Source organism: Burkholderia sp. KCJ3K979, from assembly GCF_016759955.1.
Lineage (GTDB): Bacteria > Pseudomonadota > Gammaproteobacteria > Burkholderiales > Burkholderiaceae > Burkholderia > Burkholderia orbicola.
Genome location: NZ_JACFYV010000004.1, coordinates 1 through 24,514, shown reverse-complemented (window position 1 = coordinate 24,514; position 24,514 = coordinate 1). Strand labels below are relative to the sequence as shown.

Here is a 24,514-nt window from a genome sequence, read left to right as displayed (position 1 = left end):
TTGCCGCATTTGTTTGCCGCACCTGATTGCCGCGCCTGCTTGCCGATTCCGCACCGATGACACGACCCCGTTCTTCCGCCCCGACTTCTTCCGGCCGCCCGGCGCGCCTGGCTGCGCTGCACCTGGCGCCCGATTCGCTCGGCTTCGCGCTCGACGCGGCCGCGCAGGCGGTCGACGCGGTGCGACGCGGCACCGCGTTGCCGGCGGCGCTGTCGGCGGTATTCGCGCAGATGCCGTCCGGTGCGCAGGCGCTCGCGCGCGGCGCGACGCAGGACGTCGCCTACCGGACGATGCGTCGCCTCGGCAGCGCGGACTGGCTGATCGGCAAGTTCGTCAGCAAGGCGCCGCCCGCGCACGTGCACGCGGTGCTCGCCGGCGCGTTCGCGCTGCTGCTCGACCCGCCTGACGAGGCAGCGTACCCGGCGTTCACGGTGGTCGACCAGGCCGTCACCGTCATCGGTGCGCGCCGAGAATTCGCGTTCGCAAAGGGGATGGTCAACGCGGTGCTGCGCCGTTTCCTGCGCGAGCGCGACGCACTCGTCGCCGCGATGCAGGACGACCCGGTCGCACGCTGGAACTACCGCGCGTGGTGGGTCGATGCGGTGAAGCGCGCATGGCCCGATGCGTGGCAGGCGATTCTCGCGGCCGGCGAGCATCAGGGGCCGCTGACGTTGCGTGTGAATGCGCGCCGCGCGAGCGTCGATGCGTATCTCGACACGCTGCGTGCGAGCGGAATCGACGCGACTGCGATCGGCCGGCACGCGGTGCGGCTCGCGTCGGCGCTGCCGGTGGAGCGCATTCCGGGCTTCGCCGACGGCGTGGTGTCGGTGCAGGACGCCGGCGCGCAGCTCGCGGCCGAATGGCTCGGCGCGCGCGACGGCATGCGCGTGCTCGACGCGTGCGCGGCGCCCGGCGGCAAGACGGGCCATATTCTCGAACTCGCCGATGCGGAAGTCGTGGCGCTCGAAAGCGACGCGACGCGCGCGGCACGCATCGGCGAGAATCTCGTGCGCCTGTCGCTCGCGGCGAACGTGTGCGTCGGCGACGCGGGCGCGCCGGACACCTGGTACGACGGGCGTCCGTTCGATCGCATCCTGGCCGACGTGCCGTGCTCGGCGTCCGGCATCGTGCGGCGGCACCCCGACATCCGCTGGCTGCGCCGCGAGGCCGACATCCCGGCGCTGGTCGCGGAGCAGCGTCGCATCCTGTCGGCGCTGTGGCCGCTCGTGAAGCCGGGCGGCGAACTGCTTTACGTGACCTGTTCGATCTTCCCCGAGGAAGGCGAATTGCAGGCCCGCTGGTTTGAAGCGGCCTGTGAAGATGCGGTACGATTGGACGCCCCCGGCCAACTGCTGCCGGGCGGCGTGCAGGGACGGGCGGCCGCCGGCGCACTCGACCAGAACACCGATCACGACGGATTTTTCTACGCGCGGTTTCAGAAACGGTGACGATCAAACACCTTTTTCCCTTTCGGCTCGCGGCCGTCCTGCTGGTCGCGTTGACGCTGTGCCTGGCCGTCGTCCGGCCGGCGCATGCCGAATCGATCGCCGTGCAGCGCGCATCGCTCCAGTCCGACGGCAGCGGCTGGAGCCTGGACGCGCGGTTCGACTTCGAGCTGAATCCGAACCTCGAGGATGCCGTCAACAAGGGCATCCCGCTTTACTTCACGACCGACTTCGAGCTGAGCCGCGCGCGCTGGTACTGGTTCGACGAGCAGCCGGTGGCGGTCACGCAGACGATCCGCCTGTCGTTCCAGCCGCTCACGCGCGAGTACCGCGTGTCGACCGGCGGCCTGCAGCTCGGTTTCCCGTCGCTGAAGGATGCGCTCGCGGTGGTCCGCCACATCACGTCGTGGCACGTTATCGACCGTAACCAGGTACGGGCGGGCGAAACCTACACGGCGTCGGTGCGGATGCAGCTCGACACGGCGCTGATGCCGAAGCCGTTCCAGGTCGATGCCGTGAACAACCGCGACTGGACGCTCGGGTCGGACTGGAAGCGCTTCAACTTCACGGTGACCGAACGTGCTAAATAAAGTACGCCGCGCGGCCAGCGGGAAGAGCCTCCTCATCCGCGTGATCGTCTCGACGGTCGCGATCACCGCACTGCTGCTGCTCGTGCTGCTCGCGGCCGCGAGCGCGAACACCGAATTCTTCGACCGCTACTATTCGTGGCTGTACGCGACGAACATCATCGTCGCGCTCGTGTTCCTGCTCGTGGTGCTCGGGCTGATCGGGATGATCGTCGTGCGCCTGAGGAAGGGCAAGTTCGGCACGCGGCTGCTCGCGAAGCTCGCGGTGTTCTTCGCGCTCGTCGGCGTGGTGCCGGGCGGGATCATCTACATCGTGTCGTACCAGTTCGTGTCGCGCAGTATCGAGTCGTGGTTCGACGTGAACGTCGAGACGGCGCTGACGGCCGGGCTGAACCTCGGCCGCGGGATGCTCGATGCGTCGCTGTCCGATCTGCAGACCAAGGCGCGGCTGATGTCCGACCAGCTCGCGAGCGTCGACGCGAACACGAACGGCACGACGCTCACGCTGCTGCGGCTGCGCGACCAGTTCGGCGTGCAGGACGCGACGATCGTCGAGCCGAGCCGCGGCGGCTCGGGCGCCGCGCCCGACCTGCACATCGTCGCGCAGGCGTCGGGCAATTTCGCGGCGCTGATTCCGGACGACCTGCCGACGCCGCTGATGCTGAGCCAGGCGCGCGAACACGGCGCGTATGCGGCGATCGAGGGCGAGGTCGACGGCGACCCGCGCGCGCATGGCGCGAAGGGCGCGCTGCGGTTGCGCGTCGTGCGGCCGATTCCCGATGCGACGACGTCGCTGCTGCAGCCGGCGGAGCGGTTCCTGCAGCTCACGCAGCCGGTGCCGCCCGGGCTCGCGCACAACGCGGACGCCGTGCAGCGCGCGTACCGCGAGTACCAGGAAAAGTCGCTCGGCCGCACGGGCCTGCGCAAGATGTACATCGGCACGCTGACACTCGCGCTGTTCCTCGCGACCTTCATCGCGATGATGCTCGCGCTCGCGCTCGGCCAGCAGCTCGCGCGGCCGCTGTTCCTGCTCGCGCAGGGCACGAAGGAGATCACGGAAGGCGACTACACGCCGAAGCGCGAGATCAAGACGCGCGACGAGCTCGGCTTCCTCACGCAGTCGTTCAACGCGATGACGCGCCAGTTGTCCGAGGCGCGGCTCGCGGTCGAGAAGAACCGCATCGCGCTCGAGCATTCGAAGACGTATCTCGAGAGCATCCTCGCGAACCTGACGGCCGGCGTGTTCGTGCTCGACCGCCAGTTCCGGCTGACGACGGCCAATCGCGGCGCCGAGCGGATCTTCCGGCAGCCGTTCAACTCGCTGATCGGCACGACGCTCGACCGGATCGGCGTGGCCGCCGGGTTCGGCGCGATGGTGCGCAAGGCATTCGCCGATCGCGAGGCGGCGTCCGACGGCGGCAGCGGCGATCGCGGCCACTGGCAGCAGCAGTTCGCGATCGAGGTGCCGGGCGAAACCGATCCGCTGACGCTGCTCGTGCGCGGCACGCGGCTCGTGTCGACGGTCGAGGGGCAGGCCGACGATCCGCAGACGTCCGGTTACGTCGTCGTGTTCGACGACATCTCCGACGTGATTTCCGCGCAGCGTTCGGTCGCGTGGGGCGAGGTCGCGCGGCGGCTCGCGCACGAGATCAAGAATCCGCTGACGCCGATCCAGCTGTCGGCCGAGCGGCTGCAGATGAAGCTGTCGGACAAGCTCGCGCCGCCCGACGCGGACGTGCTCAAGCGCGGCGCGACGATGATCGTGAACCAGGTGGCCGCGATGAAGCGGATGGTCGACGATTTCCGCGAATACGCGCGCACGCCGCCGGCGGTGCTCGCGAACCTGCAGTTGAACGAACTGGCGAGCGAGGTGCTCGGGCTGTACGGCGTCGGCGAAGGCAAGAGCCCGATCGTCGCCGAGCTCGCGCCGTCGCTGCCGGTAATTCGCGGCGATGCGACGCAATTGCGCCAGGTGATTCACAACCTGCTGCAGAATGCGCAGGATTCGGTCGCGGAGTCCGCGCATCCGCGTGTGTTGATCGAAACCAAGACAGTAGAATATGGCGACCCCGACGCCGAGGGCAAAACGCGCGTCGCGGTACGGCTTACCGTGTCCGACAACGGGCCCGGTTTTCCGGCACGCATCCTGACCCGCGCGTTCGAGCCTTACGTGACGACGAAGGCGAAGGGCACGGGGCTCGGGTTGGCCACGGTCAAGAAAATCGTTGACGAGCACGGCGCGCGGATCGATCTGCGCAATCGCATGCACGGCGAGACCGTCGAGGGTGCGCAGGTATCGATCCTGTTCCTGCAGATGGCGAGCGATACGCCAGGCGCCGAACCGGGTGCACAGGACGGGACGACTCCCGCCAAGACAAAAGCAAGTGAGCAGACAAAGGCAGCGTAAATGGCAACCATCCTGGTGGTAGATGATGAAATGGGCATCCGGGAATTGCTCTCGGAGATCCTCAGCGATGAAGGACATGTCGTCGAGGCGGCGGAGAACGCGCAGGCCGCGCGGGAATACCGGCTGAATCAGGCGCCCGATCTCGTGCTGCTCGATATCTGGATGCCCGATACCGACGGCGTCACGCTGCTCAAGGAATGGGCGGCGCAGGGGCTGCTGACGATGCCCGTGATCATGATGTCAGGGCACGCGACGATCGATACCGCCGTCGAGGCGACCAAGATCGGCGCGCTCGATTTCCTCGAAAAGCCGATCGCGCTGCAGAAGCTGCTGAAGTCGGTCGAGCACGGTCTCGCCCGCGGCGCGGCGCCGGTGTCCGCGAACGCGGCGGCGAAGGCAGGCGGCGGGCAGGCCGCGGGGCCGGCGACGGTCGCGTCCGCGGCGGCGCTGCCGACGCTCGGCGACGACATGGCGTCGGCGCTCGGCCTCGCGGGCCAGACGGCGGCGATCCCGTTCGACATCCCGTTGCGCGAAGCGCGCGATGCGTTCGAGCGCGCGTACTTCGAGTATCACCTCGCGCGCGAGAACGGCAGCATGACGCGCGTCGCGGAGAAGACGGGCCTCGAGCGCACGCACCTGTATCGCAAGCTCAAGCAGCTCGGCGTCGAGCTCGGCAAGAAGCCGTCCGAAGGTGCGCTGTAAAATATTTTGCGAAAGCACTTGCCCGGGGGCGAATAGCTCGATATACTTTCATTCTTCGTTGGCCCGGTAGCTCAGTTGGTAGAGCAGCGGATTGAAAATCCGCGTGTCGATGGTTCGATTCCGTCCCAGGCCACCAGCATTTAAAACCCCAAGAATCGGAAGGTTCTTGGGGTTTTTCGTTTGTGATGGGTATCGCGTGTCGTGGGCGGCGGGCCCGGCAGCATTCGCCGGGGCATGATAAAATCCGTGCCCGCTCAATGACTTAGCGCATCGCTTCATGCACATGGCAGGCTGCCCGCGGCGCGCCTGTCGTGGCGCGCGGCAACGATGCCGCGCGATGAGCGGTATAAGCGCGCCGCCGCATTCGCGGCCGACCGCGCTGCCTATACTGGTCGAGCCGGCGCAGGCCGGTCGCGTCGGGCCGTCCGGCGGCAGCCGGCCTCGGGGCGCAGTGCGACGCGAGCCTACACATTCACGGAGTATCACGGTGATTCGGACAGACGCTAAAGACGGCGCGCTCGTGTTGTTTTCCGGCGGGCAGGACTCCGCCACGTGCGTGGCATGGGCCCTCGAACGCTACCAGACGGTCGAGACGCTCGGCTTCGATTACGGCCAGCGTCATCGCGTCGAACTCGAGTGCCGCGAAGGCGTGCGCGAAGCGCTGAAGCACAGGTTTCCGGCGTGGTCGGACCGGCTCGGCGACGATCACATGATCGACCTGTCGGTGCTCGGCGCGATCAGCGATACCGCGATGACGCGCACGATCGAGATCGAGACGACGGCCAACGGCCTGCCGAACACGTTCGTGCCGGGCCGCAACCTGATGTTCATGACGATCGCCGCGGCGATCGCCTATCGCCGCGGGCTGCGCGTGCTGGTCGGCGGGATGTGCGAGACCGATTTCTCGGGCTATCCCGATTGCCGCGACGACACGATGAAGGCGCTGCAGGTCGCGCTGAATCTCGGGATGGATACGCGCATGGTGCTCGAGACGCCGCTGATGTGGCTCGACAAGGCGCAGACGTGGCAGCTCGCCGAACAGCTCGGCGGCGACGCGCTCGTCGAACTGATCCGCGTCGAGACGCACACGTGCTACGTGGGCGAGCGCGCGGAACTGCACGACTGGGGCTTCGGCTGCGGCGAATGCCCGGCCTGCAAGCTGCGCAAGCGCGGCTACGAGGCTTACCTGAAGGGCGAGCGGGTGACCGAAGCGCCGCTGTGATGCGGCTCGCGCGGGCAGCGCTTGATGGACAACGGATTCTGATCGACAACGAGCGGCGCGAGCCGGACGAAGCACGATGACTTACGCGGTCAAGGAAATTTTCTACACGTTGCAGGGCGAGGGCGCGAATGCGGGCCGGCCGGCCGTGTTCTGCCGGTTCGCCGGCTGCAACCTGTGGTCGGGCCGCGAAGAGGATCGTGCGGAGGCCGTGTGCCGCTTCTGCGATACGGATTTCGTCGGCACCGACGGCGAGAACGGCGGCAAGTTCAAGGACGCCGCCGCGCTCGTCGCGACGATCGCCGGCCTGTGGCCGGAGGGCGAAGCGAATCGCTTCGTCGTCTGCACGGGCGGTGAGCCGATGCTGCAGCTCGACCAGCCGCTCGTCGACGCGCTGCACGCGGCCGGCTTCGAGATCGCGATCGAGACCAACGGTTCGCTGCCGGTGCTCGAATCGATCGACTGGATCTGCGTGAGCCCGAAGGCCGATGCGCCGCTCGTCGTCACGAAGGGCAACGAACTGAAGGTCGTCGTGCCGCAGGACAACCAGCGGCTGGCCGACTACGCGAAGCTCGACTTCGAGTATTTTCTCGTGCAGCCGATGGACGGCCCGTCGCGCGACCTCAACACGAAGCTCGCGATCGACTGGTGCAAGCGTCATCCGCAGTGGCGGCTGTCGATGCAGACCCACAAATATCTGAACATTCCCTGAGCCACGGCTTTTGACATCGTGCTGATTACCCGAAAACTCGAATTCGACGCGGGCCACCGCATTCCCGATCACCGCAGCCAGTGCCGGAATCTGCACGGCCATCGCTACGTGCTCGAAATCACGCTGCGCGGCGATCTCGTCGATACCGAGGGGGCGCCCGACCGCGGCATGGTGATGGATTTCGCCGACGTGAAGGCGCTCGCGATGGAGCACCTCGTCAGCAAGTGGGACCACGCGTTCCTGGTCTATGCGCGCGACGACGTCGTGCGCTCGTTCCTCGAGCAGATGGCCGACCACAAGACGGTCGTGATCGACCGGATCCCGACCGTCGAGAACCTCGCGGCGATCGCGTTCGACCTCCTCGCGAACGTGTACGACGCGCACTACGGCGTGAACCTGCGCCTCGAGCGCGTGCGGTTGTACGAAACGCCGAACTGCTGGGCCGACGTCGAGCGCCAGCCCGGCCGCTGATCCTGCCTGCCCCCGCAGCCCCGCTGTCCGGCGCGGGCTGCCCGTCGCCGCGCACCGTGGCCTCGACTCCCTCCTTCCCGCGTCGGTAGGGCTTCCCCTGTCTGTTCCCGCATCGAGCGCCCGCCGCGCTATGATCGACGTGCCGCACCGAAAAACGCTCGCGTGAGCCATTGCGCGGCCCGCGCTGTCAGATCGGCCGTCCCGGGCCGACTCACGTTCTCTGGCGCGCGATCCGTCGCCGCCGCCGTGCTTCGGTTGCCCGGCGGTATGCATTCCGCTTTCCGCTGCGCCTGTTGCTTGTCCCGTTCGATTGCCGTTCCGTTCCGGAGGCCGTATCGATGAGCACGCTCACCAATTCCCTCAAACAACGCCTGCGCGACGGTGACGAGCCGCTGTACGGCCTGTGGCTGTCGCTCGGCAGCGACTCGGCGGCGGAAGCGCTCGCGCACGCCGGTTACGACTGGCTCTGCATCGACATGGAGCATGCGCCGAACGACAGTCGCGACGTGGCGTCGCAACTACGTGCGATCGCCGCGGCGCATCTGCCGAGCGAGCCGGTCGTGCGCGTGCCGGCTCGCGAGCCGTGGCTCGTGAAGCGCGCGCTCGACGCCGGCGCGCGCACGCTGATGTTCCCGTGTATCGAGACGCCCGACGACGCCGCGCACGCGGTGCGGCTCACGCGCTTCCCGTCGCCCGACACGCCCGACGGACTGCGCGGTGTCGCAGGCATGGTGCGCGCGGCAGCGTTCGGCATGCGCCGCGACTACCTGCAGACGGCGAATGCGCAAGTGGCGGTGGTCGTGCAGGTCGAATCGGCGCGCGGCGTCGACGAAGTCGAGCGGATCGCGACGACGCCCGGCGTCGACTGCCTGTTCGTCGGCCCGGCCGATCTCGCGGCGAGCCTCGGGCATCTCGGCGACATCCGCCATCCGGACGTCGAAACCGCGATGGCGCGCGTGCTCGCGGCCGGCAAGCAGGCAGGCGTCGCGGTCGGCATCTTCGCGGGCGACACGGCGGCCGCGCGCCAGTATCGCGACGCCGGTTACCGGATGATCACGGTATCGGCCGACGTGAGCTGGCTATTGCGCGCGACGCGGCAGGCGTTGCAGGAGGTACGGTCATGAACGGCGCAGACGCTGCGTGCCGCAGGCGCGCGCGGATCGGGACGATGGTCGGCCTGTGGGCCGTGTGTGCGGTGGCCGCCGCGCAGGGCGCGCCGCAAGCGAAGCCCGACCCGTCGCGCGAGACGCAATCGGCGGTTGCCGACTACAACGCCGGCGACTATCGCGCGGCGCTGGTGCAATTCCACGATGCGGCCGAGCGCGGCGATCGCCTCGCGCAGTTCAACTACGCGATGATGCTGCTGACGGGCGAAGGCGTGACGGCGAACGTCGACGAAGGGCTGCGCTGGCTCAGGCGCGCGGCGGACGCGAACATGTCGCATGCGCAGTACGTGTACGGCCGGATGTTCGACGATGGCGAATTCGTCGCGCGCAATCCGGCGGAAGCGCATCGCTGGTTCCTGCGCGCCGCGAAGCAGGGGCACGTGCAGGCCGAGCTGTCGCTCGCGAACCAGTTCCTCGACGGGCGCGGCACGCCGCGCGACAACCGGCAGGCGTTCGCATGGTACAAGCAGGCCGCCGACGCGGGCGAGCCGACCGCACAGTACGTGACCGCGTCGTTCTACGAGCGCGGCGGCGACGGCGTCGCGCAGAACCTGAACATCGCACGTGCGTATTACGCGGCGGCGGCCGCGCAGGGCGACGAGACGGCCGGGATGAAATTCAAGGAGCTGAGCGCGCGGCTGAAGGCGCCGGGGCCGGCATCGGGCGCCGGCGCGGAGCCCGGCAAGCCGCACGCGCCGCCGCAGTAGACGGCCGCATTCGGCGCATCCAATGAAAAACGGCGCCGGGGCGCCGTTTTCGTGTGCCGCGGTGCGGGGCCGCGATCAGCTCTTCATCAGCCGCCGCTGCCGCCCGACGCTCATGATCATCCCGATCGCGATGCCGAGCGTCGTGAGCGCGGTGCCGCCGTAACTCATGAACGGCAGCGGCACGCCGACGACCGGCAGCACGCCGCTCACCATCCCGATGTTGACGAACGCGTAGACGAAGAACGCGAGCGTGAGCGAGCCCGCCAGCAGCCGGCCGAACAGCGTCGCGCCCTGCGCGGCGATGTAGAGCCCGCGGGCGATCAGCGCCATGTACAGCGTCAGCAGCACGAGCCCGCCGGCGAGCCCCCATTCCTCCGAGAACACCGCGAAGATGAAGTCGGTGTGCTTTTCCGGAATGAATTCGAGGTGCGCCTGCGTGCCTTTCAGGTAGCCCTTGCCGAGCACGCCGCCCGAGCCGATCGCGATCACGGCCTGGATCGTGTGGAAGCCCTTGCCGAGCGGGTCGGACGTCGGGTCGAGCAGCGTGCACACCCGGTGTTTCTGGTAGTCGTGCATCAGCGGCCACTGTACTTCGGGCTGGCAGATGCGTTCCTCGAACACGGCGATCGAGCCGACCGCGAGCACGCCCGCGACGAGCACCGGCACGATCAGCTTGAACGACAGGCCGGCGAGGTAGATCACGAAGAAGCCGGCCGCGAACACGAGCAGGCCCGTGCCGAGGTCGGGCTGCTTCGCGATCAGCCCGACCGGCACCAGCAGGATTCCGAACGCGGCGATGAAGTCGTACCAGCGCAGCCCCCCTTCGCGGCGCTGGTAGTACCACGCGAGCATCAGCGGCGTCGCGATCTTGAGGATTTCGGACGGCTGGATCACGACGCCGACGTTCAGCCAGCGCTTCGCGCCCTTCTTGGTCATCCCGAACAGCGCGACCGCAATCAGCAGCGTCACCCCGAACGTGTAGAGCGGGACCGCGAAGCGCATCAGCGTGGTCGGCGGGATGTTGGCGATCACCCACATCAGCACGAACGTCAGCAGGATGTTGCGCAACTGGTCCTCGACGCGGCCCGGCATGTCGATCGACGCGCTGTACAGCGTGACGATGCCGACGCACAGCAGCAGGAACACGATGAGGGCGAGCGGGCGATCGAAGCCCGCGAACATCTGCTTGATCTTGTCGAGCCAGGCGCGCTTGTCGAATTGCATGCCTTTCTCCGTTAATGAGCGGTGCCGGCGTCCGCCGCTTTCGCGGGGGCCGTCGCACGATGGTTGTCGTCCCGCGGCGCGGCGGCGACCGGCTGCGCGTCGCTGGCGGGCCGGCGCGGCCGGTGCGGGCGCCGGATCGGCGGCAGGCTCGCGGCCATCGGCGCCGCGGCGCTCGCGTCGGCCGGCGCGGTGGCGCTGGCGGCCCCAGAGGCGCCCAAGGCACCCGACGCACCCGATGCCGCCTCGGCCGCGCTGGCCGCCGACGGCACGACCGGCTGCGGCAGCGCGGTGAAGCCGGCCGCGATCGTGGCGGGCTTCGACGTGTCGCCGACCACCGGCGCGCTCACCGGCTCGGTCGCCGACGCCGCGGCGGCCACGGCCGCGGCCTCGTTCTTCGGGTTCTGGCGCTCGACCAGGTAGTAGTCGAGCACGCGACGCGCGATCGGGCCGGCGGCCTGCGCACCCCAGCCGCCGTTCTCGACGACCAGCGCGACGGCGATCTGCGGATGGTCGACCGGCGCGTACGCGATGAACAGCGCGTGGTCGCGCAGGTGTTCGGCGAGCAGGTGGCCCTTGTAGTTCGAACCCTGCAGCGAGAACACCTGCGCGGTACCGGTCTTGCCGGCGGCGAGGTACTGCGCGCCGCGGAACACCTTGTACGCGGTCCCGGACGGGTTCTCGATCACGTTCTCCATCCCGCGCTTCACGACGTCGATGTCGGCCGCCTTCAGCGGAATCACCTCGCTTTCCTTCGGCACGGTCAGGTGGCGCGCCCGCGAGATCGGGTCCTCGACTTCCTTCACGAGGTGAGGCTTCATCACGACGCCGTTGTTCGCGAGCGTTGCCGTGGCATGCGCGAGCTGCAGGATCGTGAACGAGTTGTAGCCCTGGCCGATCCCGAGGCTGATCGTCTCGCCGTCGAACCACTTCTGCTGCGCGGCCTTCTTGAACGCCTTCTTCTTCCAGTCGGTCGACGGCAGGATGCCGCGCGCCTCGCCCTGGATGTCGATTCCGGTGATCTGGCCGAAGCCGAACGGCTTCATGAAGTTCGCGATCGCGTTCACGCCGAGGTCGCGCGCGAGCATGTAGAAGTAGGTGTCGTTCGACACCATGATCGCCTTGTTCATGTCGACCCAGCCCTGGCCGGAGCGCACGTCGTTGCGGAACGTGTGGCCGCCGAACGTGAAGTAGCCCGGGTCCTGGAAGCCCCAGCCCGGCGTGCGCTTGCCGAGCGTGAGGCCCGCGAGCGCCATGAACGGCTTGTACGTCGAGCCGGGCGGGTAGGTGCCGTGCAGCGGGCGGTTCAGGAGCGGCTTGTCGGGCGAGTTGTTCAGCTCGTCCCAGGTCTGCTGGTCGATGCCGTCGACGAACGAGTTCGGGTCGAAGCTCGGCGACGATACGAACGCGAGCACGTCGCCCGTCTTCGGCTCGATCGCGACGAGCGCGCCGCGCTTGCCGGCGAACGCCTGCTCGGCGACCTGCTGCAGCCCGATGTCGAGCGACAGCACGAGGTTGTTGCCGGGCGTCGCCTGCGTGCGCGACAGCGTGCGCACCGGCCGGCCGCCGGCCGTCACCTCGACTTCCTCGAAACCCGTCAGCCCGTGCAGCTCGGTCTCGTAGCTCTGCTCGACGCCGATCTTGCCGATGTAGTCGGTGCCCTTGTAGTTGTTCGCGTCGCGGCGCGGATCGTAGTGCTCCTGGTCGCTGTCGTTGTCGTCGCTCATCGCGTCGATGCGATCCTGGTCGCGCTTCGAGATCCGGCCGATATAGCCGATCACGTGCGCGGCCGTCATGCCGAGCGGGTACTGGCGGAACAGCCGCGCGCGCACGTCGACGCCGGGGAAGCGGAAGCGCTGCGCGGTGAAGCGCGCGACTTCGGCGTCGGTGAGCCGCGTGCGGATCGGCAGGCTCTCGAAGTTCTTCGAGTCTTCCTGCAGCTTCTTGAAGCGGCGGCGGTCGCGGGCGTCGATCGGGATGATCTCGGACAGCTTGTCGATCGTGTTGTCGAGCGTGTCGTCGAGCTTCGACGGCGTGATCTCGAGCGTGTACGCCGAGTAGTTCTTCGCGAGGATCACGCCGTTGCGGTCGGTGATGATCCCGCGGTTCGGCACGATCGGCGCGACCGAGATGCGGTTTTCCTCGGCCTGCAGCGCGTATTTGCCGTGCTGCATCAGCTGCAGGTAGAAGAAGCGGCTCGCGAGCAGCCCGAAGCAGACGAACACGAACACGCCCGCCGCCGCGACGCGCAGGCGGAACCTCGAGAGCTGCTGTTGGGTGTCGTTGAATTCGGTCATTTAAGGGCAATCTGGCCCGCGCGCGGACGCGGGCGAGGTGCCGCCCCGGAGCGCGGCGCGCGGCGGGCGTGGGGGCGGCGGGTATTCAAGGTCGGTCCGGCTCAGATCGGGCGCGTATCGTCCGGGTCGACCGGGCGGCGTTGCGGCATCAGCAGCAGGTGGCTCGCGATCGGCCACAGCGCGGCTTCGACGAAACCGTCGACGAGATAGCGCCAGCCGGGGAACGCGGCGCCCATCAGCAGGCGGATCACGAACGGCACGAGCTGCGCGGCGACCAGCAGCGGCGTCACGTACAGCACCTGCACGCCGATCGGCATCCACAGCACGCGGCGGTGGATCGTGATCGCGCCGTACGACAGCAGCGTATAGGCGAGCGCGTGCTCGCCGAGCAGCCCCGCGTCGTGCACGTCCATCAGGATGCCGAGCGCGAACGCGACGCCCATCCCGACCTTGCGCGGCTGGTGGATGTTCCAGAACAGCAGCACGAGCGCGACGAAGTCGGGCACGCCGGGCAGGCGGCCCCATGGCATCAGGTTCAGCAGGAACGCGGCGGCGAGGCTGAAGACGATGAAGTACGGATTGACCGGCTGCAGGATGTATTGCGGGCGGTTCATCGCTGGGCTCCTGATTGCCCGGCGGCGGGCTTCGCGGGCGCGGCGGCGGGCTGGGCCGGCGCCGCAGGGGCTGCCGGCGCCGGTTTCGCGCCGGGCTGGGCCGCGGCGGCCGGCTTCGCGTTCGCGTCGGCCTTGTCGGTTTTCTCGGCCTTTTCGCCCTTCGCGGCGGCTTTCGCGCCCTTCTTGCCCTTCGCGTTCTTCTCGGCGGCGGGATCGGGCTCGGCCGGGCGCGGCGGGATGTCGTTGCGGTAATGCAGCACGAGCATCTGGCGCGCGCCGCGCACGGCCGCGACCGGCGCGCAGGTCACCCGGGCGAACGCGGTATCGGCGAGCTTGTCGACGCGCACGACCTTCGCGACCGGCAGGCCGGGCGGATAGACGCCATCGAGGCCGCTCGTGATCAGCTCGTCGCCGGCGACGAGATCCGCGCTCGTCGGCACGAAGCGCAGGTCGAGCGAATCGCCCTTCGGCGTGCCGTAGATCACGCTGCGCAGGCCGGTGCGCAGCACCTGCACGGGAATCGCGAGATCGCGGTCGGTGACCAGCGTGACTTCGGATTGCAGCGGGAACACGCGCGTGACCTGGCCGATCACGCCGTCCTCGCTGACGACGGGCGAGCCGTCCTGGATGCCTTGCTGCGAGCCTTGCCCGACCACGATCTTCTGCGTGAACGGATCGCTCGTGTCGTACTGGATCTCGACCGGCGTCGATTGCGTCGCGATGTGCTGGCGCAGTTCGAGCACCGCGCGCAGGTGCGCGTTCTCCTGCGTGAGCACGGCGGCCTGGTTGGCCTGCGTGGACAATTGCAGGTTGCGCTTGCGGAGATCGTCGTTCTCGTGGCGCAGCGCCGCGCCGGTGACGGCGAGGTCGGCCGCGCCCATGAACAGGTCGCGCGGCACGAGCGCCGCGCGTTGCAGCGGGTAGAGCACGGTGCCGAGCACGCCGCGCACGATTTCGAGCGTGCTGAAGCGCGCGTCCGACACGAGGAGCGCGATGGCGAGGGCGACGAAGAAGATGAGCCGCGCGAGCGCGGGCGGACCTTGCTTGAAGAGGGGCGGCGGACTGTATTCCATGGTCGGCGCCGGGCGCGTGTGATCGGTTAAATAATGCTCAGACGCGCAAACGGCGCGGCGGTTCGTTCTGAACGAGCGATCCGGCCACGCCGCGGGTGCGTCATATCAAACGGGACTGCCTAGGCGATCACTGGGCGATCACTCGTACGAGAAGATGCTGCCCAGCTTGTCCATGCGCTCGAGCGCCATGCCCGAACCGCGCACGACGCAGGTCAGCGGATCTTCCGCGACGAGCACCGGCAGGCCGGTTTCTTCCGCGAGCAGGCGATCGAGGTCGCGCAGCAGCGCGCCGCCGCCCGTCAGCATCATCCCGCGTTCGGCGATGTCGGCGCCGAGTTCCGGCGGCGTCTGTTCGAGCGCGATCTTCACCGACGACACGATCTGGTTCAGCGGATCGGTCAGTGCTTCGAGGATTTCGTTGCTGGAGATCGTGAAGCTGCGCGGGATGCCTTCCGACAGGTTGCGGCCCTTCACTTCCATTTCCTTGACTTCGGAGCCCGGGAACGCGGAGCCGATTTCCTTCTTGATCGCCTCGGCGGTCTGCTCGCCGATCAGCATCCCGTAGTTGCGGCGGATGTAGTTGACGATCGCCTCGTCGAACTTGTCGCCGCCGACGCGCACCGAGCCTTTGTAGACGATGCCGCCGAGCGAGATCACGCCGACTTCGGTGGTGCCGCCGCCGATGTCGACGACCATCGAGCCGGTGGCTTCCGAGACCGGCAGGCCCGCGCCGATCGCGGCCGCCATCGGCTCCTCGATCAGGTAGACCTGCGACGCGCCGGCGCCGTGCGCCGCTTCCTTGATCGCGCGGCGCTCGACCTGGGTCGAGCCGCACGGCACGCAGATGATGATGCGCGGCGACGGCGAGAACATGCGCGACTCGTGGGCCGTCTTGATGAACTGCTTGATCATCTGCTCGGTGACGGTGAAGTCGGCGATCACGCCGTCCTTCATCGGGCGGATCGCCTCGATGTTGCCCGGCACCTTGCCGAGCATCTGCTTGGCTTCCTTGCCGACCGCCTGGATCGTCTTCTTGCCGTTGGGGCCGCCTTCCTGGCGGATCGACACGACGGACGGTTCATCGAGCACGATGCCCTTGCCGCGCATGTAGATCAGGGTGTTTGCGGTGCCGAGGTCGATCGCGAGATCGTTGGAGAAGTAGCTGCGCAAAAAACCGAACATTCAGAATCCTGTTTCGCTCTGGGCCGGCCCTGCATAGCGAGCGCTGAGGGCGGCAGCGGAAAAAATAACAGCCTCGGGAAGCGTGGCGGAAGCGGCCGCCGCGGCGCACGAAGCTGCGAGTGATGTCTACCGGGGATCGCACGAAGCACGCACGGCTTGCCGAAGCAGGGCGAAACGGTGCGGGAAAAGGCTGCCGGGTTTGGGTCGAACGCGTAATGATACCTTATAATTTCACGGTATTTGAATCGAAACGGGCGGTATTTTTGCCGCTTCGGCCCCGATTTCTGAGGGTGGATCGCACCCTCCAACCCCCCGCCGCAGTGCTGCTTTCGATGCACTGCGCAGCCTTGTTTTTCCGGTGATCGCATGGCCCTGACCCTGACCGATGTGAAACGCATCGCGCACCTGGCGCGACTCGAAATGGCCGACGCCGACGCCGAGCACATGCTCGGCCAGCTCAATGAATTCTTCGGCCTCGTCGAGCAGATGCAGGCGGTCGACACCGCCGGCATCGCGCCGCTCGCCCACCCGATCGAACAGATCCAGGAAGTCGCGCAGCGCCTGCGCGACGACGCCGTGACGGAAGTCGTCAATCGCGACGACAACCAGCGTCCGGCGCCGGCCGTCCAGGACGGCCTCTATCTCGTGCCGAAGGTGATCGAGTAAGCATTCGATGACAAGCGCGCCGGCCGTCCAGCGCCGCGCGCGACCCAGAATTCCCAGGAAAACCACTCAATGCACGCAAAAAGCCTGACCGAACTGCGCGCCGCGCTCGCCGCCAAGGAATGCTCGGCCGTCGAGCTCGCGCAGCACTATCTGAAACGGATCGACGCCGCGCGCGACCTGAACGCGTTCGTTCAAGTCGACGCCGACCTCACCCTCGCGCAGGCGAAAGCCGCCGACGCCGAACTCGCGCGCGGCGCGGGCGGCGCGCTCACCGGCCTGCCGATCGCGCACAAGGACGTGTTCGTCACGCGCGGCTGGCGCTCGACCGCCGGCTCGAAAATGCTCGCGAACTACGAGAGCCCGTTCGACGCGACCGTCGTCGCCCGCCTGCAGGCGGCCGGCATGGTCACGCTCGGCAAGACCAACATGGACGAGTTCGCGATGGGCTCGTCGAACGAAAACTCGGCGTTCGGCGCGGTGAAGAACCCGTGGGACACGAACGCAGTGCCGGGCGGCAGCTCGGGCGGCAGCTCGGCCGCCGTCGCCGCGCGCCTCGCGCCGGCCGCGACCGGCACCGACACCGGCGGCTCGATCCGCCAGCCCGCGTCGTTCGCGGGCGTGACGGGCATCAAGCCGACCTACGGTCGCGTGTCGCGCTACGGGATGATCGCGTTCGCGTCGTCGCTCGACCAGGGCGGCCCGATGGCGCAGAGCGCGTCCGACTGCGCGCTGCTGCTGAACGCGATGGCCGGCTTCGACGAGCGCGACTCGACGAGCCTCGAGCGCGACGACGAAGACTTCACGCGCCACCTCGGCCAGCCCTGGGCGGCCGGCAACGACGCGGCCAAGCCGCTCGCGGGCCTGCGCATCGGTTTGCCGAACGAGTATTTCGGCGCCGGCCTCGCCGACGACGTGCGCGCGACGATCGACGCGGCGCTCAAGCAATACGAGGCGCTCGGCGCGACGCTCGTGCCGGTGTCGCTGCCGAAGACGGAACTGTCGATCCCCGTGTACTACGTGATCGCCCCGGCGGAAGCATCGTCGAACCTGTCGCGTTTCGACGGCGTGCGCTTTGGCCACCGCGCCGCGCAGTACGGCGATCTGCTCGACATGTACAAGAAGTCGCGCGCCGAAGGCTTCGGGCCTGAAGTGAAGCGCCGGATTCTGGTCGGCACCTACGTGCTGTCGCACGGCTACTACGACGCGTACTACCTGCAGGCGCAGAAGATCCGCCGCATCATCGCGAACGATTTCCAGGAAGCGTTCAAGTCCTGCGACGTGATCATGGGCCCGGCGTCGCCGACGGTCGCATGGGATCTCGGCGCGAAGGGCGACGATCCGGTGCAGATGTATCTCGCGGATATCTACACGCTGTCGGTGAGCCTCGCGGGCCTCCCGGGCATGAGCGTGCCGTGCGGCTTCGGCGCGGGCGCGAACGCGAAGCGCCCGGTCGGCCTGCAGATCATCGGCAACTATTTCAACGAAGCCCGGATGCTGCAGGTCGCCGACGCGTTCCAGCGCGCGACCGACTGGCACAAGCAAGTTCCGGCAGGGGTGTAAGCACATGGCTACTCAGTGGGAAGTCGTTATCGGTCTCGAGACGCACGCGCAACTGTCGACCGTCTCGAAGATTTTCTCGGGCGCATCGACGCAGTTCGGCGCGGAGCCGAATACGCAGGCGTGCCCGGTCGACCTGGCGCTGCCGGGCGTGCTGCCGGTGCTGAACCGCGGCGCGGTCGAGCGGGCGATCCGCTTCGGCCTCGCGATCGGCTCGACCATCGCGCCGCGCAGCATCTTCGCGCGCAAGAATTATTTCTACCCCGATCTGCCGAAGGGCTATCAGATCAGCCAGTACGAGATTCCGGTCGTGCAGGGCGGCCAGATCACGATCCAGGTGCCCGCCAACGAGAAGGCCGGCAAGCCGGCGTACGAGAAGACGGTCAACCTGACCCGCGCGCACCTCGAGGAAGACGCGGGCAAGTCGCTGCATGAAGACTTCGCCGGGATGACCGGGATCGACCTGAACCGCGCGGGCACGCCGCTGCTCGAGATCGTCACCGAGCCGGAAATGCGCAGCGCGGCCGAGGCCGTTGCCTATGCGAAGGCGCTGCATGCGCTCGTCGTGTGGCTCGGCATCTGCGACGGCAACATGCAGGAAGGCTCGTTCCGCTGCGACGCGAACGTGTCGGTGCGACCGGTCGGCCAGGAGAAATTCGGCACGCGTGCGGAAATCAAGAACCTGAACTCGTTCCGGTTCCTCGAGGAAGCGATCAACTACGAAGTGCGTCGCCAGATCGAGCTGATCGAGGACGGCGGCGAAGTCGTGCAGGAAACGCGCCTGTACGATCCGGACAAGCGCGAGACGCGCTCGATGCGCAGCAAGGAAGACGCGCACGATTACCGCTACTTCCCCGATCCCGACCTGATGCCGCTCGTGATCGGCCGGGACTGGGTCGAGCGCGTGCAGTCCGGCATGCCGGAGCTGCCGGCCGCGATGCAGCAGCGCTTCGTCGGCGAGTACGGTGTGTCCGCGTACGACGCGGGCGTGCTGACGTCGAGCAAGGCGATGGCCGCGTACTTCGAGTCGGTGGTCGCGAAGGCCGGTGCGGCGAATGCGAAGATCGTCGCGAACTGGCTGATGGGCGACGTGTCGTCGCAGCTGAACCGCGACGGCATCGAGATCGACGCGATTCCCGTCTCGGCCGCGCAGCTCGCGCTGCTGCTGCAACGGATCGCCGACGGCACGATCTCGAACAAGATCGCGAAGGAAATCTTCGCGACGATCTGGGACGAGAAGGCGACCGACGAAGGCGCGGCCGACCGCATCATCGACGCGAAGGGCCTCAAGCAGATCTCCGACACCGGCGCGCTGGAAGCGATCATCGACGAAGTGCTCGCGGCGAACGCGAAGTCGGTCGAGGAATTCCGCGCCGGCAAGGAAAAGGCGTTCAACGCGCTGATCGGCCAGGCGATGAAGGCGACCAAGGGCAAGGCCAATCCGCAGCAGGTCAACGAACTGCTGAAGAAGAAGCTCGGCTGAGCATGCGCGCGCGTCTGAACCGCGCTTGACGACGGGCCGCTCCGAACCAGTTCGGGGCGGCCCGTCGCGTTTGGTGGATGCGTTATCGTATGCACCACACCGTCCAACGGAGGAACGAATGGCGAAACAACCGTCGCTCGACGATTTCCGCGTGCCCTACAGCACGCGCGAGAAGGAAGCCGCCGCATTCAAGCTCGACGCGTTCGACCCTGGCGCGAAGCCGTTTTCGTCCGGCTCGAAGGAGGCCGACCGCGAACGGCTGTCGGTCGTGTCGACCGAGCTCGACGTGCAGCAGGAGCGTTTGCACACGCAGCAGAAGAAGCGCGTGCTGCTCGTGCTGCAGGGCATGGATACCAGCGGCAAGGACGGCACCGTGCGCGCGGTGTTTCGCGAAGTCGACCCGCTCGGCCTGCGCATCGTGCCGTTCAAGGCGCCGACGCCGATCGAGGCCGCGCACGACTTCCTGTGGCGCGTGCATGCGCAGGTCCCGGCAGCCGGCGAGCTCGCGATCTTCAACCGCAGCCACTACGAAGACGTGCTGGTGCCGCGCGTGCTCGGCGCGATCGGCGACAAGGAGTGCGAGCGCCGCTACCGGCAGATCCGCGATTTCGAGACGATGCTGTTCGAGAACGGCACGACCATCATCAAGTGCTTCCTGCACATCTCGAAGGACGAGCAGCGCGCGCGGCTGCAGGCACGCATCGACGACCCGACCAAGCACTGGAAATTCGACATCTCCGATCTCGACGCGCGCAAGCACTGGGACGCGTACCAGTCCGCGTACCGCGACGCGCTCGCCGCGACGTCGGCCGAGCATGCGCCGTGGTACGTGATCCCGGCGAATTCGAAGACGCACCGCAACGTGATGATCGCCGAGCTGCTGCTGCGCACGATGACCGACATGAAGCTGGAATTCCCGCCGCCGAAGCCCGAGCTCGAAGGCGTGAAGATCCGTTAAGCTGCCCCCCTGTAAAAACATCGAACTGAACGGAACCCGACATGATGCGAGTGATTACCGCCAACCTGAACGGCATCCGCTCCGCCGCGAAGAAGGGCTTCTTCGACTGGCTCGGCGAACAGAACGCCGATTGCGTATGCGTGCAGGAAATCAAGGTGTCGGCCGACGACCTGCCGGCCGAATTCGTCGAGCCGCACGGCTTCAAGAGCTATTTCCACCACGCCGAGAAGAAGGGCTACAGCGGCGCGGGCGTGTACAGCCGCCGCGAGCCCGATGACGTGATCATCGGTTTCGGCAGCAGCGAGTTCGATCCCGAAGGGCGCTACGTCGAGGCGCGCTACGGCAAGCTGTCGGTCGTGTCGGTGTACGTGCCGTCCGGCTCGAGCGGCGAGGAGCGGCAACAGGCGAAGTACCGCTTCATGGCCGAATTCATGCCGCACCTCGCGGCGCTGAAGAAGAAGCGCGAGGTGATCCTGTGCGGCGACGTGAACATCGTCCACAAGGAAATCGACATCAAGAACTGGAAGAGCAACCAGAAGAACTCGGGCTGCCTGCCGGAAGAGCGCGAGTGGCTCACGAAGCTGTTCGACGACGTCGGCTACGTCGACGTGTTCCGCACGCTCGATCAGCGCCCCGAGCAGTACACGTGGTGGAGCAACCGCGGCCAGGCGTACGCGAAGAACGTCGGGTGGCGGATCGATTACCAGATCGCGACCCCGGGCGTGGCCGGGACCGCGAAAAGCACATCGATCTTCAAGGACATCAAGTTCAGCGATCACGCGCCGCTGACGATCGACTACGACTACCAGAAGTGACGGCCGGCGCCGCGCCGCGCGCGTAGCCGCCGAATGCAAAACGGGCCGCATGTCGAACATGCGGCCCGTTTCGTTTGGGGCGTGGCTTACTGCTTGAGCGACGCCATATCCACCACGAACCGGTACTTCACGTCGCTCTTCAGCATCCGCTCGTAGGCGGCGTTGATCTGCTGCATCGGAATCGTCTCGATATCGGACGTGATCCCGTGCTCCGCGCAGAAGTCGAGCATTTCCTGCGTTTCCGCGATCCCGCCGATCAGCGAGCCCGCGAGGCGGCGGCGCTTGAAGATCAGGTTGAACACCTGCGGCGACGGATGGTCGTGCTCCGGCGCGCCGACGAGCGTCATCGTGCCGTCGCGCTTGAGCAGGTGCAGGAACGGGTTCAGGTCGTGCTGCGCAGCGACCGTGTTCAGGATGAAGTCGAAGCTGTTCAGGTGCGCGTTCATCTGCGCTTCGTCCTTCGAGATCACCACTTCATGCGCGCCGAGCCGCTTGCCGTCCTCGATCTTCGACGGCGACGTCGTGAACAGCACGACGTGCGCGCCCATCGCGCGCGCCAGCTTCACACCCATGTGGCCGAGGCCGCCGAGACCGACGATCCCGACCTTCTTGCCGGGGCCGACGTTCCACTGCCGCAGCGGCGAGTAGGTCGTGATCCCCGCGCACAGCAGCGGCGCCGCGCCGGCCGGGTCGAGCGTGTCCGGCACGCGCAGCACGAACGCCTCGTCGACGACGAGCTGCGTCGAATAGCCGCCGTACGTGATGTCGCCCGTCACGCGGTCCTGGCCGTTGTAGGTGCCGACGAAGCCGTTCTCGCAATACTGCTCGAGGCCTTCTTCGCAGCTCGCGCAGGTGCGGCACGAATCGACGAGACAGCCGACGCCGACCAGCTCGCCGACCTTGAAGCGCGACACCTGCGGGCCGGTCGCGGTCACGCGGCCGACGATTTCATGGCCCGGCACGACCGGGTAGATCGTGTTGCGCCATTCGTTGCGCGCCTGGTGAAGGTCGGAGTGGCAGACGCCGCAGTAGAGGACGTCGATCTGGACGTCGAGGTCGCGCAGCGCGCGACGCTGGAATTCGAACGGGGCGAGCGGCGATTGCGAATCGGTCGCCGCGTAGGCATAGGTCGTGCTCATGCAAAGGCTCCTTGTCCGGAAAAGATCCGGCGAAACAGACTGCCGTCGCATCATGTGGCGATGCGGCGAGACAGGTGCCTATCGTAAGGAGCGCACCGCCGCGGCGAAATACATGAAGGTCTGGAAGATTTGCCTATTCCTCTTGAATTGCGCGCGAACGCCCGTCAAAACGCGTTCAAGGTGCTAAATTGCGAGCCAGATTCTCTTGCCGGACAGGACCACGCAGATGAGCTTCCAGCCCCTTTTTGCCGACTCGGGCGACCGCGTGCAGCGCCGGATGATCGAGCTGCACACGCGCCTCGCGCCGAACGAGGGCGACACGCTCGCGGCGCTCGACGGCGTGCGCTTGCTCCGCGTGAGCCGTCCCGCGCCGCGCATGCCCGTGCTGTACGAGCCGAGCATCATCGTCGTGTGCCAGGGTCGCAAGCTCGGCTATCTCGGCGACCGCTCGTTCGTGTACGACGCGCAGCAATACCTGGTGCTGTCGGTGCCGCTGCCGTTCGAATGCGAAACCTTCGCGAGCATGGACGAGCCGTTTCTCGCGATCTCGATCCGCGTCGATCTCGCCGTGATCGCCGAGCTCGCGATCCTGCTCGACGAGACGCTCGGCGCGGCGATCAGCGAGCCGCTCGGCGTCTATTCGACGCCGCTCGACGCGCCGCTGGCCGATGCGGTCGTGCGGTTGCTCGAAGCACTCGCGTCGCCGCACGACACGCGCGTGCTGGGGCCGGCGATCATGCGCGAGATCGCGTATCGCGTGCTGACCGGCGAGCAGGGCGACGCGATGCGCGCGGCGCTCGTGCAGCAGCATCATTTCGGCCGCATCGCGAAGGCGCTGCGGCGCATCCATGCGGAGCTGAGGGCCGATCTCGACGTCGAGACGCTTGCCCGCGAAGCGGGGATGAGCCTCGCGGTGTTTCACGCGCAGTTCAAGCACGTGACGGCGACGTCGCCGATGCAGTACGTGAAGACCGCGCGGCTGCACCAGGCGCGGCTGATGATGGTGCGCGACGGGCTGGGCGCCGGCGCGGCGGCCGCGCGGGTCGGCTATGCGAGCGCGTCGCAGTTCAGTCGCGAGTTCAAGCGGCTGTTCGGCCGCAGCCCCGCGGATGACGTCCGCTGGATGCGTGACAGCGGGGTGCGCCCGGCGATGGCCGATGCGCACGCATAGCGTCCCGGGTCTCGCGCGGCGGCTCAGCGCCGCACGATCTTGCGCCGCTGCGCGCTGATGCCCGCATAGTCGGGCAGCGATTCGACGCGTTTGCCCGTCGCCTTCGCGTACAGCGGCATCAGGTCCGGCAGCCGGTTCAGCAGATCCTGGCGGCGCGCGGCGCCGTACGGGTGCGTGTAGATGAAGCCCGACGCCTTGTTCGCGCGCGTCGCGACCGCGAGCTTGTCCCACAGCGTGATCGCCGCGCGCGGATCGAAGCCCGCGCGTGCGGCGATGTCGCCGCCGATCACGTCGGCTTCGGTTTCGTCGGTCGGATCGTAGTGGAGCGACTGCAGACGCTCGCCGAGATTCAGCGCCTGCGGCAGCGGATCGCCGACGCCGAACAGCGGCGGCAGCGCGGCCGCGCGCAGCGACGTCTGCGAGGTCACGCTGAAGTTGCTGCGCGCGTGTTCGCGCAGCGCATGCGCGATGCCGTGCGCGAGCAGCACGCCGAGCTCGTCGTCGTTCAGGCGCACGCGGTCGAGCATGCCGCCGTACACCAGCACCTTGCCGCCCGGCAGGCAGGTCAGGCGGATGTCGCGCGAGCGGATCGCGTTCACGTCCCATGCCCAGCTTTTCACGCGGTCGTTCCACTTCACCGAATACGGCGCGAGCTTCGCGACGATCGCGCGCAGCCGCTTCACGCGCGGCTGGTTCGCGGGCAGCAGGCGGTTGCTGTCGGCGGCCGTCTGCACGATCTGCGCGTATTCGTTCGCGGTGAGCTGTTCGAGGAGCGGCGACGGGATCAGCGTGCGGAACGCGATCGCGTTGCCGTAGCGGACCTGCTGCGGCGTCGGCGTATAGGCCTTCGCCGGCACCGCGGCGCCGGTCGGCTGCGCGCCTTCGGCGGCGGACGGCGGGACGGGCGCGGCAGACGTGGCGG

The 24,514-nt window shown here is 67.7% G+C and carries 22 protein-coding genes and 1 tRNA gene; 16 read left to right on the top strand and 7 right to left on the bottom strand.

Annotated features, from left to right (window positions below):
- The first annotated feature begins 56 nt into the window (after positions 1 to 56).
- The 10 genes from rsmB (at position 57) to H3O04_RS01875 (ending at position 9,416) form a co-directional block, all read left to right on the top strand.
- Positions 57 to 1,448 (top strand): 16S rRNA (cytosine(967)-C(5))-methyltransferase RsmB, encoded by a 1,392-nt coding sequence (rsmB, locus tag H3O04_RS01920; protein ID WP_124479630.1) that lies wholly within the window; start codon positions 57 to 59, stop codon positions 1,446 to 1,448.
- A complete protein-coding gene (locus H3O04_RS01915) occupies positions 1,445 to 2,035 on the top strand; it encodes a DUF4390 domain-containing protein (RefSeq protein ID WP_006477467.1) in 591 nt (196 codons plus the stop codon). The genes rsmB and H3O04_RS01915 overlap by 4 nt, the downstream gene beginning before the upstream one ends.
- A complete protein-coding gene (gene esaS / locus H3O04_RS01910) occupies positions 2,025 to 4,439 on the top strand; it encodes a sensor histidine kinase EsaS (protein WP_011546482.1) in 2,415 nt (804 codons plus the stop codon). The genes H3O04_RS01915 and esaS overlap by 11 nt, the downstream gene beginning before the upstream one ends.
- Positions 4,440 to 5,141: a response regulator transcription factor EsaR gene (gene esaR / locus H3O04_RS01905; protein WP_012329434.1), complete on the top strand. Its 702-nt coding sequence runs from the start codon at positions 4,440 to 4,442 to the stop codon at positions 5,139 to 5,141. It begins immediately after the preceding gene.
- A gap of 60 nt (positions 5,142 to 5,201) precedes the next feature.
- Positions 5,202 to 5,277 (top strand) — tRNA-Phe (locus tag H3O04_RS01900).
- Between the two features lie 351 nt (positions 5,278 to 5,628).
- A complete protein-coding gene (gene queC, locus H3O04_RS01895; RefSeq protein ID WP_006482568.1) occupies positions 5,629 to 6,363 on the top strand; it encodes a 7-cyano-7-deazaguanine synthase QueC in 735 nt (244 codons plus the stop codon).
- A gap of 76 nt (positions 6,364 to 6,439) precedes the next feature.
- Positions 6,440 to 7,072: a 7-carboxy-7-deazaguanine synthase gene (queE, locus tag H3O04_RS01890; protein ID WP_011546480.1), complete on the top strand. Its 633-nt coding sequence runs from the start codon at positions 6,440 to 6,442 to the stop codon at positions 7,070 to 7,072.
- A gap of 18 nt (positions 7,073 to 7,090) precedes the next feature.
- Positions 7,091 to 7,543 carry a 6-carboxytetrahydropterin synthase QueD gene (gene queD, locus H3O04_RS01885; protein WP_006477472.1) on the top strand — a complete coding sequence of 151 codons (453 nt, stop codon included), beginning with the start codon at positions 7,091 to 7,093 and terminating at the stop codon, positions 7,541 to 7,543.
- 338 nt (positions 7,544 to 7,881) lie between these two features.
- On the top strand, positions 7,882 to 8,667 hold the full coding sequence (locus H3O04_RS01880; protein ID WP_202587027.1) for an HpcH/HpaI aldolase family protein: 786 nt from the start codon (positions 7,882 to 7,884) through the stop codon (positions 8,665 to 8,667).
- Positions 8,664 to 9,416, top strand: coding sequence for a tetratricopeptide repeat protein (locus H3O04_RS01875; RefSeq protein WP_202587026.1), 753 nt, complete (start codon positions 8,664 to 8,666; stop codon positions 9,414 to 9,416). The genes H3O04_RS01880 and H3O04_RS01875 overlap by 4 nt, the downstream gene beginning before the upstream one ends.
- A 75-nt stretch (positions 9,417 to 9,491) precedes the next feature.
- On the opposite strand, the gene rodA is transcribed toward H3O04_RS01875, so the two are convergent.
- The 5 genes from rodA to H3O04_RS01850 form a co-directional block, all read right to left on the bottom strand.
- Positions 9,492 to 10,640 (bottom strand): rod shape-determining protein RodA, encoded by a 1,149-nt coding sequence (rodA, locus tag H3O04_RS01870; protein ID WP_011546477.1) that lies wholly within the window; start codon positions 10,638 to 10,640, stop codon positions 9,492 to 9,494.
- 11 nt (positions 10,641 to 10,651) lie between these two features.
- Positions 10,652 to 12,934: a penicillin-binding protein 2 gene (gene mrdA, locus H3O04_RS01865; RefSeq protein ID WP_202587025.1), complete on the bottom strand. Its 2,283-nt coding sequence runs from the start codon at positions 12,932 to 12,934 to the stop codon at positions 10,652 to 10,654.
- Between the two features lie 101 nt (positions 12,935 to 13,035).
- Complete coding sequence (gene mreD / locus H3O04_RS01860) at positions 13,036 to 13,548, bottom strand: rod shape-determining protein MreD (protein WP_006477476.1); 513 nt, start codon at positions 13,546 to 13,548, stop codon at positions 13,036 to 13,038.
- The gene (gene mreC / locus H3O04_RS01855; protein WP_012329430.1) at positions 13,545 to 14,621 is read right to left on the bottom strand and encodes a rod shape-determining protein MreC; all 1,077 of its coding nucleotides are present in this window, start codon (positions 14,619 to 14,621) and stop codon (positions 13,545 to 13,547) included. Before mreC ends, mreD begins: the two co-directional genes overlap by 4 nt.
- 138 nt (positions 14,622 to 14,759) lie before the next feature.
- Entirely contained in the window at positions 14,760 to 15,803 is a 1,044-nt protein-coding gene (locus tag H3O04_RS01850) for a rod shape-determining protein (RefSeq protein WP_004189550.1), read from the bottom strand.
- A 366-nt stretch (positions 15,804 to 16,169) separates the two neighbouring features.
- Between H3O04_RS01850 and gatC the strand changes: the two genes are divergently transcribed.
- The 5 genes from gatC (at position 16,170) to H3O04_RS01825 (ending at position 21,282) form a co-directional block, all read left to right on the top strand.
- A complete protein-coding gene (gatC, locus tag H3O04_RS01845) occupies positions 16,170 to 16,469 on the top strand; it encodes an Asp-tRNA(Asn)/Glu-tRNA(Gln) amidotransferase subunit GatC (protein WP_006477478.1) in 300 nt (99 codons plus the stop codon).
- A gap of 69 nt (positions 16,470 to 16,538) precedes the next feature.
- Positions 16,539 to 18,029, top strand: coding sequence for an Asp-tRNA(Asn)/Glu-tRNA(Gln) amidotransferase subunit GatA (gatA, locus tag H3O04_RS01840; protein WP_077180446.1), 1,491 nt, complete (start codon positions 16,539 to 16,541; stop codon positions 18,027 to 18,029).
- 4 nt (positions 18,030 to 18,033) lie between these two features.
- Complete coding sequence (gene gatB, locus H3O04_RS01835) at positions 18,034 to 19,509, top strand: Asp-tRNA(Asn)/Glu-tRNA(Gln) amidotransferase subunit GatB (RefSeq protein ID WP_027812542.1); 1,476 nt, start codon at positions 18,034 to 18,036, stop codon at positions 19,507 to 19,509.
- A gap of 118 nt (positions 19,510 to 19,627) precedes the next feature.
- Positions 19,628 to 20,467, top strand: coding sequence for a polyphosphate kinase 2 family protein (locus H3O04_RS01830; RefSeq protein ID WP_006477481.1), 840 nt, complete (start codon positions 19,628 to 19,630; stop codon positions 20,465 to 20,467).
- A gap of 41 nt (positions 20,468 to 20,508) precedes the next feature.
- Positions 20,509 to 21,282 (top strand): exodeoxyribonuclease III, encoded by a 774-nt coding sequence (locus H3O04_RS01825; RefSeq protein WP_006477482.1) that lies wholly within the window; start codon positions 20,509 to 20,511, stop codon positions 21,280 to 21,282.
- 86 nt (positions 21,283 to 21,368) lie between these two features.
- Here H3O04_RS01825 and H3O04_RS01820 read toward each other — a convergent pair whose 3' ends face one another.
- Positions 21,369 to 22,421 (bottom strand): NAD(P)-dependent alcohol dehydrogenase, encoded by a 1,053-nt coding sequence (locus H3O04_RS01820; protein WP_011546472.1) that lies wholly within the window; start codon positions 22,419 to 22,421, stop codon positions 21,369 to 21,371.
- 226 nt (positions 22,422 to 22,647) lie between these two features.
- Here H3O04_RS01820 and H3O04_RS01815 point away from each other — a divergent pair, with 226 nt between their 5' ends.
- Positions 22,648 to 23,592 (top strand): AraC family transcriptional regulator, encoded by a 945-nt coding sequence (locus H3O04_RS01815; protein ID WP_006477485.1) that lies wholly within the window; start codon positions 22,648 to 22,650, stop codon positions 23,590 to 23,592.
- 23 nt (positions 23,593 to 23,615) lie between these two features.
- On the opposite strand, the gene H3O04_RS01810 is transcribed toward H3O04_RS01815, so the two are convergent.
- Positions 23,616 to 24,514, bottom strand: an 899-nt coding sequence (locus H3O04_RS01810; protein ID WP_077216036.1) for a M48 family metallopeptidase, incomplete at its 5' end; no start/stop codon positions are given.

What these genes read in the sequence shown, in the direction of transcription:
- esaR (WP_012329434.1), top strand. Translation starts at nt 4,440, where the DNA reads ATGGCAACCATCCTGGTGGTAGATGATGAAATGGGCATCCGGGAATTG.
- mreD (WP_006477476.1), bottom strand. Translation starts at nt 13,548, where the DNA reads ATGAACCGCCCGCAATACATCCTGCAGCCGGTCAATCCGTACTTCATC.
- H3O04_RS01820 (WP_011546472.1), bottom strand. Translation starts at nt 22,421, where the DNA reads ATGAGCACGACCTATGCCTACGCGGCGACCGATTCGCAATCGCCGCTC.
- H3O04_RS01830 (WP_006477481.1), top strand. Translation starts at nt 19,628, where the DNA reads ATGGCGAAACAACCGTCGCTCGACGATTTCCGCGTGCCCTACAGCACG.
- rodA (WP_011546477.1), bottom strand. Translation starts at nt 10,640, where the DNA reads ATGCAATTCGACAAGCGCGCCTGGCTCGACAAGATCAAGCAGATGTTC.
- H3O04_RS01815 (WP_006477485.1), top strand. Translation starts at nt 22,648, where the DNA reads ATGAGCTTCCAGCCCCTTTTTGCCGACTCGGGCGACCGCGTGCAGCGC.
- rsmB (WP_124479630.1), top strand. Translation starts at nt 57, where the DNA reads ATGACACGACCCCGTTCTTCCGCCCCGACTTCTTCCGGCCGCCCGGCG.
- H3O04_RS01875 (WP_202587026.1), top strand. Translation starts at nt 8,664, where the DNA reads ATGAACGGCGCAGACGCTGCGTGCCGCAGGCGCGCGCGGATCGGGACG.
- mreC (WP_012329430.1), bottom strand. Translation starts at nt 14,621, where the DNA reads ATGGAATACAGTCCGCCGCCCCTCTTCAAGCAAGGTCCGCCCGCGCTC.
- gatB (WP_027812542.1), top strand. Translation starts at nt 18,034, where the DNA reads ATGGCTACTCAGTGGGAAGTCGTTATCGGTCTCGAGACGCACGCGCAA.
- mrdA (WP_202587025.1), bottom strand. Translation starts at nt 12,934, where the DNA reads ATGACCGAATTCAACGACACCCAACAGCAGCTCTCGAGGTTCCGCCTG.
- gatA (WP_077180446.1), top strand. Translation starts at nt 16,539, where the DNA reads ATGCACGCAAAAAGCCTGACCGAACTGCGCGCCGCGCTCGCCGCCAAG.
- queE (WP_011546480.1), top strand. Translation starts at nt 6,440, where the DNA reads ATGACTTACGCGGTCAAGGAAATTTTCTACACGTTGCAGGGCGAGGGC.
- H3O04_RS01825 (WP_006477482.1), top strand. Translation starts at nt 20,509, where the DNA reads ATGATGCGAGTGATTACCGCCAACCTGAACGGCATCCGCTCCGCCGCG.
- H3O04_RS01850 (WP_004189550.1), bottom strand. Translation starts at nt 15,803, where the DNA reads ATGTTCGGTTTTTTGCGCAGCTACTTCTCCAACGATCTCGCGATCGAC.
- gatC (WP_006477478.1), top strand. Translation starts at nt 16,170, where the DNA reads ATGGCCCTGACCCTGACCGATGTGAAACGCATCGCGCACCTGGCGCGA.
- H3O04_RS01880 (WP_202587027.1), top strand. Translation starts at nt 7,882, where the DNA reads ATGAGCACGCTCACCAATTCCCTCAAACAACGCCTGCGCGACGGTGAC.